Raw genomic sequence first — 17,159 nt, forward strand, 5'->3', positions numbered from 1 at the left:
TGATTTTTTATGCTTACTTTAGTGTGAATAGCTATTCATACTAATAAACGACAAAAGCAAGGGCAAACTCTTTTGAAAACAAGCTAAAAGATCTACAAAAAATTTAAAAAGCAGGTTCCATGAATTTATTTTTGCTTTTTGGAGTGGAACACTTCTGTCTCCGCTTCAAATGTCCTTCTTCCAGGAACAGTCACAGATATATTCACACTTCCGCCTCTTCTCATAAAAAGGGGCAAAAAATAAACTCTTTTTTCGTCTACAATTTATCTGTTTCTAAACTGACCAAAGAACTCTACTCGTACGTATATAGCCTACTTGCAAGAATCAGCAATCTAACATAATACAAAGAAAAAGGACTATGCGCGAACATAGCCCCATGTAGGACCCTTAAAAAGACAGTGACAGTTATTAATTATTTTTTTACCATCTAATCGCCTATCAAAGTGTTTAGATGGTTATTTTTTGTTCTTATGGTCAATCATCAGCAAAACCAACGCCGCAAAAGTGTTCAGCAGTTGAATTGCTTCAAAAGTTGACATGTGCGCAAATACTCTTCGGTTTATGAACAACGTGCAATTGGTGCAGGTCTCTTGACACTTTGAGCGCCTGTGTCATCGGTAAAACGAACCTTACCCGAACCATTAAAGAAAGTATAAAATTTTGATGCTAAGAAAATTGGAACGTTGGTTTGCTTAGCAAGCTTCAGTTTTTTAGCGATGGTTTGAATCAAGTCTTTGTACTTTTTCTTGGAATCGTTTGAGCTAATTTTTCTATCCTTTTTCTTTGTTTTTCTGTAAATTTAGCCAAGACTTTTGGGTCAGTCAACAATAAGTTTAATTCATCACTAAGCGCTATGGGTTGATTCGCCTTTAATAAATTATGACTCATTTTCAGAAAGTTACTTATTTTCTCTTTTCGCGGTAAATCAAGGTACTCTGACTTGATGGCTTGAAACTTATTTTGCGTATCACAAACGCTTAAATTTGTGATCAAATCATGGGCAATCATGCGATAATAAGAATTTTTATGAGTATGTAGTTTCCAAAAATCATCCCAGTAAGGATAAAATAGTGCTGGATTGATTGAACTGGCCTCTTTAATGATCAAATAGCTGTTAAAATAATAGTTGATATGCTTTTTTCCATCTATAACATTATGGATCAGTTTTTCTCTGATTTCGTGATCATGTAAAGTTATTTCAATAAATGGTTCAGGATTAAAACTTGTTGTAGAAAAACATGACTCAATTTCAGCATAATTCATAGACAAACTCCTTTTAATCGTTTTTATTACTAAGTCTTTTCCATCTGACTTCTTGGAATAAATTTGGTCTAGGTAAAAGCAATAAACTATGGTCTTCTTACATAAATTCTATTAACTATATCCATTTTCCATATATTCTTTAATAACAAAAATTTATTTTATTCCGCTCTAAAAAACGTTATGTACTCCTAATAACTAAGGATTGACTAAAAAATCAATAACTCAGATTAAATAACTCAAATTATGTATATGAATTGTAGTATTATCATGGTATCGTCTATTAAAAGAGAACGTTTTTTTAGTAAAGGAGGACCAATTGATTGAAAAAATACATAATCACTTTTGTTATAGCAAGTATACTTGCAACTCTTAGTTACTTTATCTTAGAAAAAAACATGTTGCAATATATATGGATCGGATCACTATTGATTGGTATTGCATTATCTGGTACTGCTGTATCAGGTGATAGAATGAGAGCGAATCAAACAACGGGTTCTGAAAGCTATAATCGAAATTATTTTTTATATCCTTTAATTGTCTGCATTCCTTTCTTTATTCTACACAGTTTTTTTAACAATATTTGACACCTGATTTATGACACATAAGGAAAAGAGAAAGTAGCCTCTAGCGATCTGAGTTGCTAGTAGCTTCTTTCTCTTTTATTTGCTAAACACATTTCTAATCTGAAATTCCTGTAAAAACAATCTAACTAATTTAGTTTCCTTCCTCATGGCCACTGTTGCTACTTTTTTGAAGAACTTTATTTCCAGCTATTCCAGAATTTCTAGTAAGCTACGTCTTATGATCTACTTTTGTTGCCCTCTCCTACTCATAGAAGCTGCATGACGTCCTTTTTTACCCACATGAAATTTCTTGAATAAATGTGGGATATACGCCAACAGATACAGTAGAATGAAAATAACAGCAAAAGTCAAAGCTTCCCAACCACCTAAAGCAAGTTCAAGCATCAAACTTAAAATCGAGATTGTAGCCAAATACCAAACGAAAATCAAAAATGTTTCTTTTCGTTTGACCATTCTAAACATGACATATGCGCTAATCAGCAACACTGGAGTTAAAAACAACCAGTTATTTCCTTCCATCAGCCATTTCAATCCATCAAGAAGCGTTTGACTGATTGTGATTACTTTTCCCATGCACGATACACACCTTTTTATTTTACTTTTCTAAAAATCCGACTTTTCCATTCTACTATAGAAATGAAGAAATCTCGTTCAATTTATCTGGCAAAATAGTTTTTTTAACAAAAATTAAAAACGATCATAGCTACCTTCTTTACCTGTCTAAAGTGGAATTATAGTTCTTTGCTCAATTGAATCACGTATTCTTTCAGTGCCTTCCCAATTTCAGGGTGGTGCAACCCATACTCGATACTGGTTTGCAGATAGCCAAATTTATCTCCGACATCATAACGTTTTCCTTCAAAACACCGCGCAACGATCTTCTGTTCTTTGTTCAATCGATCAATCGCATCGGTTAATTGGATTTCATTACCAGCACCAGGTTTTTGTGTTTCTAAAATTGCAAAAATCTCTGGTGTAAGTAAATAACGACCAATAATAGCCAGATTACTAGGTGAATCTTCTGGTGCTGGTTTTTCTACCAATCCTTTGACCTGGTACAACCCTTGGCCTTCTTTTTCTCCTGGATCGATTATCCCATATTTTGAAGTATCTTTCTGATCGATCTCCATCACGGCAATTGCTGAAGACTGTGTTTGTTCATAATCATCGATCAATTGTTTAGTCAGCGGAACTTGATCCACCATTAAGTCATCCCCTAACATCACAACAAATGGTTCGTTCCCTACAAAAGTCTTTGCCTGCAAAACAGCATGACCTAGCCCATTAGGATGTGACTGGCGAATGAAGTGAAGGTTTATTTTCCCTGTTTCTTCCACTAATTTCAACAAATCATTTTTACCACTTTTACGTAGATTCATTTCCAATTCCACATTGGCATCAAAATGATCCTCGATAGGTCGTTTCTCTTTACCAGTCACAATCAGAATATCTTCAATCCCTGAATTCAGCGCTTCTTCGACTATGAATTGGATCGTTGGTTTATCAACGATCGGAAGCATCTCTTTTGCCATTGCTTTTGTGGCAGGTAAAAAACGTGTTCCTAATCCCGCTGCCGGAATGACTGCTTTCTTGACTTTCATCTTATTCGTCCTCTCACTCATTCAGCGAATGAAAATTCTATCTGAAAGAAAATTCATTTTCCATTTTTCCATCACGCAACATGATTTCTTTCGCTGCTTTTTTGATATCTTCACCCTCATATAACACTTGGTAAATCGTTTGTGTAATAGGCATATCTACTCCAAGCTGTTCTGCTAATTCTACGGCAGCCTTAGTCGTTGAGACACCTTCTACGATCATCCCCATATTTTCTAGCACTTCATCCAAGTTATGACCCTTTCCTAGCAGATTTCCTGCGCGCCAATTTCTTGAGTGAACACTTGTACAGGTAACGATCAGATCACCTACACCACTTAGTCCGATAAAAGTTAATGGATTAGCTCCCATTGCAACACCTAATCGACTGATTTCTGCCAAACCACGAGTCATGATTGCAGCCTTTGCATCATCGCCAAATCCTAATCCATGGATTGCTCCTGCACCGATAGCGATAATATTTTTCAAAGCAGCACCTGTCTCTACTCCGATGACGTCATTATTCGTATAGATTCTAAAATAATCATTCATAAAGAGTTCTTGAACATAGGCTGCTGCAGTTTGATCCGTACTAGCCGCAGTAATCGTCGTGATATCATGGACTGCTACTTCTTCCGCATGACTTGGTCCTGAAAGAACCACGATTGCTTGCCTTTTTTCTTCTGGTATCTCTTCTGCAATCACTTCGGAGATTCGTTTGTGTGTCCCTTGTTCTAACCCTTTACTAGCATGGATGATCACTGGTTTTGTATTCATTTTATTGATCAATTCTTGGGCAACGGCACGAATTGCTTTCGTAGGTACGACAAATAATACCGCATCTGCTCCGTCCACTGCTTCTGCTAATTCGTGATATCCGATAATCGTTTCTGGAATTTTTAAGTCTGGTAAAAAATGTTGATTTGTATGATACGTATTGATTTCATCGATCTGTTCAGGAACATTCCCCCAAATACGCACGTCATGTCCATTTTCTGCTAACGTTTGTGCTAAAGCAGTACCCCAAGAACCTGGGCCTAGGACTGCAATTTTTTGTCTCATGGAAATTCCTCCAAAATCATAGTTGATACTATCCATTATAATATAGATTCTTTAAATATTGGACTTATTTTTGTCGTTTTAATTGTTTGTTTAATACTTGACTACATTATCAAGGAGTAACTTGCTGTCCTTTTCCTATGACAGACGAATAGTATTTTTGAGTATAAGACACTTATTCATCCATTTTAAAAATCCTACTAGTTTTTCCCAAAAGATTCAATCCATATCCTCTTTCCAGATTTCGTTAGCTTATCAATAAATTATTTTTATAATTATTAAATAACCATTTTTCATATGAAATCATTGTGTTTTTTTGAATGACGAATCATCTCTAAAGCTATTCTTATGATGATTCAGAAGTTTTTCTGAAAAAATATTATTTTTTATTTTGTTGCAATAACATACATTTTTAATCAACAGCGAAATAGCTTGTTATACTTATTTTATAGAAAGTTACTTTAGTTATTCTTATCAACATCAAAGGAGGAATGTCGGATGGATTGGTCTGTTACACTTCCAGTAGTACTATAAAAGAAAATGTTTACATAACTGGTAAAAAAGGTAAGGTGGATTCCTTGCCTTTTTTACTTGCTTCACAGCATTTTTACCTTAACACAGCTAATCCATGAAATGGTATCTATGTAAAAAAAACATATACGTTGTTTTTCCAGCAGTCCATCAAAAAACTGGGAAGTTTGGTATTGAAAGCATATATTTCTACCATTATTTATTATCCAAAATAGACAAAAAAATAGCGGATCATTTTATTAAGAAAATGATCCGCTATTTTTGTCTAAATCTGTGAGGTTAGGCAGAAATGTTTCACTCCTAGAAATAAGAAGTTCTTTACAAAAATTATTTTTCATATTTTTATTCGTTTCGTCTTATTTTCCGAAGAGGTTGCTTCTGCTCCATCGTTTTTTTAGATACTACTTTGAATATTCATACGTGAGTTTATGCACTCTTTGCGTACTCATTAGCTGATTTTTTGCCATAAAGCAGCAGTGATATCTGGCGTCCAAGAAGGGATTGCGGTGTGTGCTTGAAGGCAACGATAGGTTCCCCCTTTGTATGTCACAATTTCACCGACCCCATAAGCTTTACCACTAGTCCATGTATCTCCTTGAGGACTTTCACCTAGCGTTGTCACTGCGATTGATGGGCTTGCATCTGATGTGCCAACTGCATTAACTGCTTTCACCTGATACTCATACCTTGTTGCGGCCATTAATCCCGCATCAGAAAAAGTAGTCCCACCGGTAACACCTACACGTATACCTGATCGATAAATTTCATACTGCGTGACTTTTTCACTTGCATCATTGGCAGCCCATCTAAATGTCACAGAATTTTGTGTCAAATTTTCCACCGTTAATTCTCTTGGTGCAGATGGTTTTTGAGTTTGCCCTGTTTCTTTGTTGGTTGTCATCATCAATACGTCTGACCGCAAAGAACGATTACCGGCTGCATCAACTGCTTCAATTGAAAAAGAATACTGTGTTTCAGGTGTTAAGTTTGTAACAGTATAACTTGAGTTAGTACTTGTACCAATGAATTGGTTATCTTGATAGATATTGTAATGTGACACGCGGACATTGTCCGTTGATGGCGTCCAATTGATTGAAACTGTCGAATGTGTTGTTGTTCCCTTTAAGTTAGTTGGTTTAGACGGTTTTTCTGTGTCCGGTGTTTTTTCTTTAAATAGATTTTGGTAAGATTTGGCAAAGGATTCATTGTAGGCTACCCCTGCAGAATTCATCCCTTCATCCCAATTGGCACTCCAAGTCATCACTCCTTTTAATGGTGTATTTTCTTTCTCCATTTGTTCGAATACTTGATAGACAGTGGTTGGATCTTTTACAAAGCCATTAGCAGCCGCATCCTCATTGGCTGGGATTCCTATTGCCAATTTATTTGCTGGGATCTGGATGAAACCACCGCTTCCTTCATTGAATGATTTTGAAATACCATATAAAAAGTCGTACTTGCGACTATCATTGTTTTGCGCGATCCATTCTGTGCCAATACTAATTCCGTCACCTGCCTGATTATATAATTGCGGAGCGATAAAATCATATTCATTTTCCAACGCACGAACATATGGCGTATACGCCTGATTGTTTCTTAAATATGGAAATTCTGGTGCCATTGAAATAATAAAATGTTTGTTTTCTTTCTGATAATGTTCACGTACGATTTTTAAAGCAGCGGGTATGACAGATTGGTTATCGCCTGCTGCAACAGCAGTTTGTTCCAAATCAATATCTAAGCCATCAAAGCCATAACGTTCAACTAAACGTATGATCTCGTTTGCGAAGGCTTGTTCCTCCCCTTTATGTAATTCAATGTGGGAGTCCGCACCTCCAAGTGACATCAAGACTACTCGGCCTTCATTGTTCAATACAGCCACTTTTTCACGAAATTCCTGATCTGCTATGTTGTAAGGCTTAAACGTTGGAATACCTTCCCCTTTCATAAATGCTACAGCGATCACATTATAGAATGAGTTGATTTTATCCAGCTCCAAGTTTGCTGGTTTACCACCACGATATCCTGCACCACGTTCCGCTTCCCAGTTATGGTAATAGCCCACAGAAATTTGTTTATTGGAAATATCTGGCATCGTATCCGCTGCATCTGCTGCTAGAACTGTAGTTCCACCACCTAATAATGTCCCAAAAAGCCCAACTGAAAATAATACTGTTTTTTTCTTCATGTTTTTCCCTCCTTATCTTTTTTACATTTTTAATTAAATCATTTTTTGATAGCGCATATATTTTTTGTTTGGTATTACAACATTGAAATTTTCAAACAAAAAATAACTATGTTCAAATAATACAAATTAATATTTAATTTTATCGATACAAAGATAAGTGTTATGTTATGATTAATTCATCAAAAAATATTGGAGGGATCTAAATATGCCACAACACTCATCACTGATACGAAAATTACGTAAAGAACGAGGTTTAACTCAAGAACAATTGACAAGAGGGATTTCACAACGTGGGACACTTGCTGCCTTTGAATCAAGAGGAACGAAAATCGGGTTTGAATTGCTTTTCAATTATCTTGAACGTATGAATATCACTTTAGAAGAGTATCAGTTCCTCCTAAATAATAACAATCTTTCAAATAAACAAAAATTAACTAACTATCTAATTTATTCCAAAGACGTGTCACCAACACAAGAAAAAGAACTGCTGAATGAATACAAAAAAACAGGGAATATCTATTATCGTTTGATCTACAGCCAGCGTAAATTGATTATCAGCTATCTATGTAATGATGCTTTTAACGAAGAACTAAAAGAAGAAATTGAAACGATCAAAAGATACCTGGAAACAATCGATACTTGGGGCCACTTTGAATTGACTGTCTTTTCTAACTGTCTGTTTATTTTTGATGACCAGTATATCATTCACTCCTTTAAAAACAGTGTCTCAAAAATGAAAGCTTACATAGATGCCACCTACTATTCTGAATTACTATCGAATTTCATTTTAAACGGCTTACGTCTCTCCTTTAATCGCCAATCAGTCACTCTTAGAAAACTCTTCTTGACCGAGTTAAAAAAAATAACGATACATCACAAACAAACATTGGTTACCGCTCACTATAAGACTTTTTCTGCTTTGGATCTTTTAGCTGAAGGGGATCAGTCAGTGATTTCTGAAATCGATCAAAGCATTGCTTTCTTTGAATGGTTAGAATTAACATCTACAAAAGAGTATTATCTTAAATTAAAAAACACTCTTATCCAAAAAAATTCTTAAGAATTCCCTATTGATGATTCGCCCATATTGTTGCAATAACATACAAAATATTTTTATAAAAAAGTCCTCCGTTATACTAAAGTTGTAATAAAAAAGAACATTCTAAGGAGGAACGATCAATGAAAAAAGTGGTACAGTTAGGATTAGGGATCATCTTGGCGACAGCAGGATTCACTGCACTATCAACGGTAGAAGTTTCTGCACATGGGTATATTTCTCAGCCTATCAGCCGTGGCTATCAAGGAAATTTAGAGAAAGACAAAAACTGGTCAGCTGCATTTGAAAAATATGGTGCCGTTATCAATGAACCTCAGTCTTTAGAAGCACCAAAAGGCTATCCAACAGGAGGACCTGCTGACGGTCGAATCGCTTCTGCCAATGGTGCTGTTGGAGATTTCAAATTAGATCAGCAGTCTGCCTCTTTCTGGACAAAACAAACTCTCACAACTGGTCCGAATGATTTTACATGGAAATTCACGGCAAATCATTCCACAAGTAAATGGCACTATTACATCACTAAAACTGGTTGGAATCAAAACAAACCACTTTCTCGTGACGAATTTGAATTTATTGGTGATGTAGACAATAACGGAAATTCTTCCGCTACGACACCGACCCATACGATCAATATCCCAAGTAATCGCTTAGGCTATCACGTCATCTTAGCTGTTTGGGATGTCGCAGATACAACCAATGCTTTTTATAACGTCATTGACGCAAATATCCAAAGCCCTACACTTTTAAGTAGCTTGACAAACTAAAGGACCCGTAATGAACAAAGAAAATACTCCCTTTTCATAAGTGAAAAGAGGTTGGGACAGAAGTAAGAAACACTTTTGTCTCATTCTTTAAAAACGAATAAACGGTGAGAACAGAAGTAACTCCTTCTTATTTCTCGGAGTTAAACACTTCTGTCCCAGCCTCTCTCAAATAAACGGCGTCCAAAAGTCAGGTTTTTCGGAAATTTCAAAAAAAAACGAGCAATACAAAAGCGTATTGTTCGTTTTTTTATCCAATTTCTCAAACCTAAACGACTTTTGTCTCGACCTCTTCTTTGATAGGGCGATCAACTGGGTCTCCTTCTTGCTTACTTATTCCAATAGAAAAATAAGACATCCACAAAAATTCTCTCGATAAGCTTCATTTCACTTTAAAAATCATCGCCATTTATCTTTGTAGCCATTCTGATCAATAGTCGAACTGGCGATAATACCGACGGATATCCAATGGATGACAATTCAATTTTTCCACATGTGCATCGATCCGCTGTGTGACTGCATGCATCAATAAATAAGAAAGTACTCGACCACGATGGGCTTCGTCTATTCCTTCAATCGGGTAATCTTTCGTATCGATCAGCGTATAGTTGGCACAAATCTTAGGTAGTAGTCCTGCTACTCTTTCAGCTAAGACCCGCTGTTCATCTTCACCTAGGAACAAGGTGACTGGTGTTGTTTCCTCGATCACTTCCAATGTTCCATGTAAAAATTCAGCGGCATGGATCGATTTTGATCGAAGCCAGCTTTGTTCTTCCCAATAACACATAGCATAGGAATAAACCGCACCCCATTGATTGCCAGCTCCAATAAAGTAATGCATCGCATCATGCCGATGCTTTTCAGCAAAAGCAAGGCCAAATGCATCTGCTTTTTTCTCTGCTTCCACCAAACCAATCGCTAAATAGTCTTCCAGTTGTTGGTAATACTTTTCATAATCCTCAAAATCACCGTTTTTGTGCATCAAGCGATCTGCAACCATAAAGAATTTGATTTGCTCTGTTCCTAGAGCAGGGTAGGTGATCGTGTAATCACAAAGTCGTGCGAGCGGGCTGTCTTTTGTATCGATGAAGCCGATCAACGTTGCTCCGACTTTTTTTATGTCTTCTACTGCGCGCACTACTTCTTGTGTCGTTCCAGTAACTGAGGATAGTACTACGATTGATTCTTTTGTTAACCGCTTGTTCCCTGTTGTATAATATTCAGCTGCATGCTGGATAAAAACAGGGAGATCACTCTTTCCATTGATATAAGTAACGGCTTGCATCGCTGAAGCATATGTGCCGCCAATGCCTAAATAGTAAACTGCGTCAAATTTTCCATAAAGTCCATCAACGATTTCTTCTACTTGGGGACGTAAAGCTAAGGCACCATTAATTGCTTCTATTTGTTGTTGTTCGTTGAATTTTAACATATTATCCACCTCTTAAATTTTACTTTTTAATACACGATCAAAATCACTGAATATTTTTTGACTCAAATCGATTCCTTTTCCAGTGGCAATCTTATAAGCCAATACTTGAAACGGCACAACTAAGCCTAAGCCAGATAGATATTCTTCGCATGAAAATGCTACACTCAAACTGTTTTCATCTGCTGTTTCCTCTGTCGTAACCGTAAATGTTGCCCCTACGTAAGAGTCCATGTATTCTTTTAAGCATCTTGAGCGTTGCTGATTTTCGCTCTTTGCTTCTATAAAAAACAACACATGTGAAGAATCAGCCTCCAGGTAAGGACCATGCATATATGCTTCTAGTTCAAATCCTTGTGAAGGTTCTCGAACGGTCTCTGTAAATTTGGTCTCAACCTCTTTTGCTGTTCCCCAGTTTGGTCCATAACCAATTGCGATAAACCGTTTTGCTACGCGAAACAGTGCTTGATTCTTTTCATAAAAAGCTTCGGTTCGCTGAATATTCTCAGGAATTTCTGTGATGATCTTTTTTAGCTGATCGATTTTTTCATGTCTTTGCGTTTCCGTGATCTTCCCTTTACTTACGCCAATCGTTATTCCCAAAAGGATCAGCTGTAGAACGGTTGCTGAATAACCTTTTGTCACAAATCCAACTTTTTCAATCCCGATCCTTAGATCGATTACTTGATCCGTTTCAGAAGCAATCGGACTATTCTGATCACTTGTTATTGCAATCGTCTGGATACTTTCGGTCGGAATCGCTTTAATCGCTGTGACTGTTGACGCACTTTTTCCGCTTTGTGAAACGGCAATAACTGTATCTACCGCCGTTGACAAATGACCATAGTGTGTAAAATGAAATGGTTCTTGGATATCTACAGTCAATCCACCATAACTTTCTAATGCAGGTTTTGCTGCTAAGCATGCATTATAAGAAGATCCAGTTGCAAGGATCATGACATTTTTGATAGATGTATAAGCGTCCTTGCTTGAAAAATCATATGCCTCGATAATTGCTGATAATGTTTCGTTTTCCTCGTGGATATAGTCCAACATTGTGACCATTTGCTTCCCTCTTTTCTAAAAAATACCGATCCATGAACTAGCAATGCCAAATATAGCTAATCCAATCAAGATCATTAAAGGTTTTACTTCTTTTTTCAATAAATAGAACACAGCGCCAAATGCACCTAAACATAAAATATTGGGAACAATATCATCGAAAATACTTTGCACAGTTACTGCATTTTCACCTGATCCGATTTTCAAAGGAATATTGATACTGATCATCGTAGCAGTCATTGCACCAACTACCATCAATCCAATGATCGAAGCACCAAATGTCAAACTTTCCATCATTCCATTTGCTTGGATTTTTTTCAAAAATCCGGTTCCCAATCGATAGCCCCAACCAGTTGCTAAATAGCGAAGCAAAATGTGTGGAATATTAAAAATCAGAAGAAAAAGAATAGGCCCCAAGATGTTTCCTTGCAATGCAAGTGACGTGCCAACACCTGTAGCGATCAGGCGTAAAGTCCCCCAAAAGAAGGAATCTCCAATACCAGCTAAAGGCCCCATGAGAGATGTTTTGATGCTATCGATAGCTGTCACATCAAACTCTGGATCATGTATATTTTCTTCTTCCATGGCGGCATTTATCCCTAAGATCAGGGTGACGATATGTGGCGTCGTATTGAAGAATTCTAAATGACGTTTCAAGGCTGCAGCCATGTCCTCTTTCGTATGGTAAAGCTTTTTTAGGATAGGGATGATCGCATATGCGTAAGCCATATTCATTTGTCGCTCATAATTCCAAGAAAATTCCATCTGAAAGGAACGCCAAAATACATGGTTCAATTCTTTTTTAGTGATACGATTCTTGTCTTGTTCAGAAGTCTTCATCTTCTTCTACCTCCCCCGCTGAAGTTTGAACAGCTGTCTTTTGAACATTCATGATGTTTACTACTACTACTGCTAAAATGGCCCCAAAAATAGCAATCCCAGTAACTGGTATCTTCAAGTAAGAAGCCAAAGCAAATCCTAAAAAGAAATAAGGCACTACTTTTTTATTGATCAATAGGCGGGCTAACATCGCAAATCCTAATGCTGGAATCAATCCCGTAGCAACAGTTAATCCGTTTTGAACAAAATCAGGGATTTTTTCTAGCAGGCTGCCTATCGTATTGCTTCCCACCATATAGGAAATCGTCACAATTAGGCCTAACATAAGGGACAGTCCAAACCCAGCGAGTAAATGCATATGTTCAACGCCTTTGTAATTTCCCTCTTCTGCATAACGATCTGCTTTATGGGTCATCAACGGGATCAATAAACCTAAATAAACATTTTTCAAGATCAAAGTGAGCGTTGCAATCGGCAACCCTAATAATAGAGCTGTTTCTGTTCCTGCTCCTGCGGTGATTGCAAATGCTGTTCCTAAAATACCACCCGTCACAACATCTGGTGGGATAGAGGCACCAACTGAAAATGAACCAATAAAAGCTAACTCTAAAGTGGCCCCCATGATGACACCTGCTTTAACATCACCTAACACGATCCCGGTAAATAATCCCGTGACAATTGGCCGAGAAAGCAGGGAAGTACCTAACGCATATTCTGATTGTGCAACAAAAGCAACTAGTCCTAAAAGAACCGCTTGTAGGATCATAATTTAACCTTCCTTTCTCATAAAACTTCTTTGGCAGCTACTTTTTTGTCTGCAGGCACTTGACGGATTTCAACTTCTACTTGTTCCGCCAGCAACTGTTTCAATAATTCTTCTTCTTCGGGTAAAACATTGACCGCTTTTCCTAAACTTCTCGTTCCTTCTTTCGCTTTGATCCCTCCTAAATTGATGTGTTTGATCTCAGGGCAAGCTTTTGCTAATGCATAGGCATCTTTGATCGATTCCACCACAATGAATAATTTGTATTTATCTGTGACACCACTTTGCAACGCACTGATTGAATCTTGAATCGATTTGATCACTAACTTTACGCCCTGTGGTTTAGCCAATTTGATTGTTGTTTTACGTATTTCATTCTTTGGTACATCATCATTTGCAATCAAAATACAATCTGCTCCGATTGCCTGTGTCCAAGAAAATGCAACTTGACCATGTAATAAACGGTGATCTACTCTTGTTAAAATAATCATTTGATACCCCTCCTAAAATTCTTCTTCTTCGATTTTTGTTTTTATGCTTTCATTGCAGAACTGGATCGTTTCTTTCGACTCACGTAATGCTCGTTGAATCAATTCAGTGATTGAATCTACCATTTCGACTTGTGCGACGATCTCGATCAACAAAGGTAAGTTCAATCCAGCAATCAAATAGATGTTTGGTTGATCAATATATTGTAAAAATTCATTATTCACGCTTCCGCCAAACAAATCGGTCAAAATGATCAACTCTTTTCCTTTATGTTCCTCGATCAATTGTTTAACTGATTTGGTCAGATCAAATGATTCAGACATGTAACAATCTAAAGCAGTGATCGAATGATGCGTCCCATAGATAAGCTCCAACGAATTTAAAATGCCCGAAGCAAAATGCCCATGGGAAGCAATGATGATTTTTTTTTCCACTTTAACACCTCTTTCTTACTCTCAATTTAAATAAAGCAAGATACATGCCAAAAATAGTGGCCGTATCTTGCTTTGATCAGAATTCTTCGTCTTTCCCTATCTTCTCTTCAATATTTATCAAAATATCATAGATATAGGCTACCTCTGAAGTAGGAATTTTGACACTGTAATGTTCTTCGATGACACTAAATGCTTCTTTTATAGAATCAAACATTTCTTTTTGACACTTCGATATCGTCTCTTGACCGTGATAATTTTCAATGGGAATTTGTCGGATCAGGCGTTCAATCAAACAGCTGACATGGACGTAAAGCGCGATCTTTTTTGGTGTACTGATGTCTGTAGCCAATCTAAGTTCTAATTCACGTACGAAATATTCGATCTCTGTCATTACTTTTTCCGTATCCAGAATTGTGACCGAATCTAAAACTTTTTCCAATGAAAAATTACGTACGAAGCGCTGATCAAAATCTCCCCTTTCTTTTTCGGGAAAAATTGGTACTAACCATTCAGTGAGCTGATCCATTTGTTCGCCTGAGATCAAGGACTCTATAGATAAATAGGGCGTAACTTCAATTTGCGGATTCATCGTTCCGATGACGCCTATGACATCATACATTGAGAAAACAGTTTCTTTTTTCTTTCTTTCAGCTAACACATGATATTCGTAGGGCATGATTTTTAGTGCATGGTTTGTTGGCAAACTTTTTTCCAATAATTCAGCCATATGAGTAGCTGTTCCTATCCCTGTGGCACAAGTGACAAGTAATGCTTTTGGTTTATGTTTTTCAGGATAGATGATCTTCCATTCTGATTTTGTTGCATCAACGGCTTGCTGAACGATCGTCTCTAGATCCAAAAGGTTCTGCATTTTTTCACCGATCGTGATCGCTAAGGGTGTCGTCACGTTATTCAAGATCACGATCGGTGCAAATACTTGATCTTTAAATAATTGATAGATTTCTTTCAAAGAACCCATGTCCACTAGGATGATCAAGCCGTTCGATAGATCATGATGGTTACTGTAATCAATGATTTCATTCGCAATTTGTTGTGGCGTCACATCTAGTGGCATGTCAAATGATTCAAATAGATCTTGTCCTAATAAACGATTTGCGACATTTGCCATGCTGCTGGCTGTTGCATACCCGTGTGCGGCTATGATCGCTTTGGGGATGCTTTGCTCTTTTGACCATTTCGTCCGTTTCAGATAGATCGTTAAAATTATTTTATCCAACAACGTGCTATCTAAATCTAGTTTTGAATGCGTCAACTCCAAAATACGCGTAGCATACTGATAATTCGCTGGATAAAGTAGCTCTAATTGCTGGGATAAGCCCTTCATTAATTGAAGGATTTCTTCTTCATCTGGTAGCCATTTGACTGTACTACGTTGATACAGATAATAACTTAATGCATACACGGTGTTCCCATCAAATCTGATTTGATAGGCACTTTCCATCTGTTTCAGCGTTTCACGGATCGTATGCATCCAATAGACCAGTAATTCATGCTTTTCTTGCCGGCTTGTCTCAAAGAGCAAAAAATCAAATAAATGCACAACTTCTTCTTTTAATTTATCCTCGCAAATGTTCAAAGAGGTCCCACTTTTTTTGAAAGTCAAAAGCAACTCTTCAAAACAGCGAATGATCCGCTCTTGTTCTGGCTGCCTTTTTTCCATTAGATATTCAAGGTTCTGTTTATCAGTGATCCACACAGCTGATTGGGTCGAATTACTATTGGGAGAAAGCGTTAAGAGATATTTTTGCAGATGTTGCAGTTTGATACATAGCTTATCTTCTTCTTTCTGCTCTGCAAATGCTTTTGCTACCGCAACCTTGACGTTATTCTTCAATTCTCCGATATTGCCGCTAAAATCCTGATTCGATAAAATCGTCAGTACTTGTCCGCTTACTTTCATTGGATACTTGATTTTTCGCTGTTCAGCTAAAAAAAAGGAATAGATCAATTCCAGTCGTTCTTCTTTTTGTCGTTCTTTTAAAGAAGGTAAGTCGATTTTGATCGGTATCCTACGTGTAAAAGTGTGGAGAAAATGGCTTGTTACTTCTTCTGTTGTTGCAAAGAACAAGCGAACATCGACTTTTCTTGCATGGTTCGTATCTCCCATGCGATAAATGATTCCTTTATCTAAATACGTAAACAACTTTTCTTGTCCTTCCGGGCTTAGTCGATGGACTTCATCCAAGAAAAGAATACCTCCATCTGCGGCCTCAAATGCACCTATTTTATCTTGAACTGCGCCTGTATAAGCACCTGTGACATGACCAAATAGATTACTTGTTAACAATTCTGGATTATCCGCATATTGCGCACAATTCAATGTGATGAGGGGGGCATTTTCTGTCAGCAGATCATATTCCAAACAATATTGATAAATAATGTTTACAAGATAGCTTTTACCAGTCCCACTTTCTCCTGTAAGTAAGACAGGAAGTCCCCTATCAGGATAAAAAAGAGCTGTTTTGATTTGCTCGATACTTTCTTTGAGACTGGCGTCATGACCGATCACTAATGAAAATAAATCTTTACTGCGCGCAAATATTGGTTTTTCTTCCTTTATTTTATTTGTCGAAGAATAGAACGTCTTGCTTAAAGGAAAAAATTGATGTTCAAACGCACTTTTATGAAAATAATAAACCGGTCGTGAGTTCACTTTTACTAGCAACTCTTCCTCATTTAATTGATTTAAATAATGGCTGATCGTATTTCGTTTCACGTTGAAATATTCTGCCAATTTCTTCGCTGTAAACACATCGCTTATCTGATCGATATCGATAAAAGCAGTTTGATTCTCTAAATAAGTCAGAATTTCTTTTTTTAGCATTTTTTTCACCTCTCTCCAATAATAGAAAACGCATTCATTTTGTCAATAAAAGATTTTGTTTTTTTCACCATTGATTCAAAAAAAGCGGAACAATCAGCGAAAACGTTAAATTCACTTTAAAGTTTCATTTATGAAAAGGCTTGTTCACTTTTCATTCTAAATTTCATAAGCTACAATGTGAGAGTACCTACTTATATATAGGAATGAATTCATTTAGATATCTTTATTGATATCCAATATGTTCAAGCAGCTAAAAAA

At 36.9% G+C, this 17,159-nt stretch carries 16 protein-coding genes; 3 read left to right on the plus strand and 13 right to left on the minus strand.

Features of this window, described 5'->3' with window-relative positions:
- Positions 1–559 precede the first annotated feature (559 nt).
- Both CJZ72_RS14460 and CJZ72_RS02315 read right to left on the minus strand, forming a co-directional pair.
- A complete protein-coding gene (locus tag CJZ72_RS14460; RefSeq protein WP_161131464.1) occupies positions 560–730 on the minus strand; it encodes a hypothetical protein in 171 nt (56 codons plus the stop codon).
- Positions 727–1,263 (minus strand): hypothetical protein, encoded by a 537-nt coding sequence (locus tag CJZ72_RS02315; RefSeq protein ID WP_005876658.1) that lies wholly within the window; start codon positions 1,261–1,263, stop codon positions 727–729. The genes CJZ72_RS14460 and CJZ72_RS02315 overlap by 4 nt, the downstream gene beginning before the upstream one ends.
- Before the next feature lie 320 nt (positions 1,264–1,583).
- On the opposite strand from CJZ72_RS02315, the gene CJZ72_RS02320 reads away from it, so the two are divergent.
- Positions 1,584–1,847, plus strand: a complete 264-nt coding sequence (locus tag CJZ72_RS02320) for a hypothetical protein (protein ID WP_005876656.1) — start codon at positions 1,584–1,586, stop codon at positions 1,845–1,847.
- A 222-nt stretch (positions 1,848–2,069) separates the two neighbouring features.
- Here CJZ72_RS02320 and CJZ72_RS02325 read toward each other — a convergent pair whose 3' ends face one another.
- From CJZ72_RS02325 to CJZ72_RS02340, 4 genes are all read right to left on the minus strand, one after another.
- Positions 2,070–2,420: a hypothetical protein gene (locus CJZ72_RS02325; RefSeq protein WP_005876654.1), complete on the minus strand. Its 351-nt coding sequence runs from the start codon at positions 2,418–2,420 to the stop codon at positions 2,070–2,072.
- A gap of 158 nt (positions 2,421–2,578) precedes the next feature.
- Positions 2,579–3,448, minus strand: coding sequence for a UTP--glucose-1-phosphate uridylyltransferase GalU (gene galU, locus CJZ72_RS02330; protein ID WP_081135580.1), 870 nt, complete (start codon positions 3,446–3,448; stop codon positions 2,579–2,581).
- A 37-nt stretch (positions 3,449–3,485) separates the two neighbouring features.
- Positions 3,486–4,505: an NAD(P)H-dependent glycerol-3-phosphate dehydrogenase gene (locus tag CJZ72_RS02335; RefSeq protein ID WP_095443584.1), complete on the minus strand. Its 1,020-nt coding sequence runs from the start codon at positions 4,503–4,505 to the stop codon at positions 3,486–3,488.
- 976 nt (positions 4,506–5,481) lie between these two features.
- Complete coding sequence (locus CJZ72_RS02340; protein WP_095443585.1) at positions 5,482–7,221, minus strand: fibronectin type III domain-containing protein; 1,740 nt, start codon at positions 7,219–7,221, stop codon at positions 5,482–5,484.
- Positions 7,222–7,426: 205 nt separating this feature from the next.
- Between CJZ72_RS02340 and CJZ72_RS02345 the strand changes: the two genes are divergently transcribed.
- Positions 7,427–8,281, plus strand: coding sequence for an Rgg family transcriptional regulator (locus tag CJZ72_RS02345; RefSeq protein ID WP_081135677.1), 855 nt, complete (start codon positions 7,427–7,429; stop codon positions 8,279–8,281).
- A gap of 119 nt (positions 8,282–8,400) precedes the next feature.
- The gene (locus tag CJZ72_RS02350) at positions 8,401–9,042 is read left to right on the plus strand and encodes a lytic polysaccharide monooxygenase (protein ID WP_095443586.1); all 642 of its coding nucleotides are present in this window, start codon (positions 8,401–8,403) and stop codon (positions 9,040–9,042) included.
- Positions 9,043–9,469: 427 nt separating this feature from the next.
- On the opposite strand, the gene CJZ72_RS02355 is transcribed toward CJZ72_RS02350, so the two are convergent.
- From CJZ72_RS02355 to CJZ72_RS02385, 7 genes are all read right to left on the minus strand, one after another.
- Positions 9,470–10,471, minus strand: coding sequence for an SIS domain-containing protein (locus CJZ72_RS02355; RefSeq protein WP_081135671.1), 1,002 nt, complete (start codon positions 10,469–10,471; stop codon positions 9,470–9,472).
- A gap of 12 nt (positions 10,472–10,483) precedes the next feature.
- On the minus strand, positions 10,484–11,533 hold the full coding sequence (locus tag CJZ72_RS02360) for an SIS domain-containing protein (protein WP_081135669.1): 1,050 nt from the start codon (positions 11,531–11,533) through the stop codon (positions 10,484–10,486).
- 15 nt (positions 11,534–11,548) lie between these two features.
- Positions 11,549–12,370 carry a PTS system mannose/fructose/sorbose family transporter subunit IID gene (locus CJZ72_RS02365; protein ID WP_081135666.1) on the minus strand — a complete coding sequence of 274 codons (822 nt, stop codon included), beginning with the start codon at positions 12,368–12,370 and terminating at the stop codon, positions 11,549–11,551.
- Entirely contained in the window at positions 12,357–13,136 is a 780-nt protein-coding gene (locus tag CJZ72_RS02370) for a PTS mannose/fructose/sorbose/N-acetylgalactosamine transporter subunit IIC (protein ID WP_005876638.1), read from the minus strand. The genes CJZ72_RS02365 and CJZ72_RS02370 overlap by 14 nt, the downstream gene beginning before the upstream one ends.
- A gap of 17 nt (positions 13,137–13,153) precedes the next feature.
- The gene (locus CJZ72_RS02375; protein ID WP_081135662.1) at positions 13,154–13,624 is read right to left on the minus strand and encodes a PTS sugar transporter subunit IIB; all 471 of its coding nucleotides are present in this window, start codon (positions 13,622–13,624) and stop codon (positions 13,154–13,156) included.
- 12 nt (positions 13,625–13,636) lie between these two features.
- Positions 13,637–14,056, minus strand: a complete 420-nt coding sequence (locus tag CJZ72_RS02380; RefSeq protein ID WP_081135659.1) for a PTS sugar transporter subunit IIA — start codon at positions 14,054–14,056, stop codon at positions 13,637–13,639.
- Between the two features lie 76 nt (positions 14,057–14,132).
- On the minus strand, positions 14,133–16,901 hold the full coding sequence (locus tag CJZ72_RS02385) for a sigma 54-interacting transcriptional regulator (RefSeq protein WP_081135656.1): 2,769 nt from the start codon (positions 16,899–16,901) through the stop codon (positions 14,133–14,135).
- Positions 16,902–17,159 lie beyond the last annotated feature (258 nt).

The organism is Enterococcus durans (assembly GCF_002277935.1).
Classification (GTDB): Bacteria; Bacillota; Bacilli; order Lactobacillales; family Enterococcaceae; genus Enterococcus_B; species Enterococcus_B durans.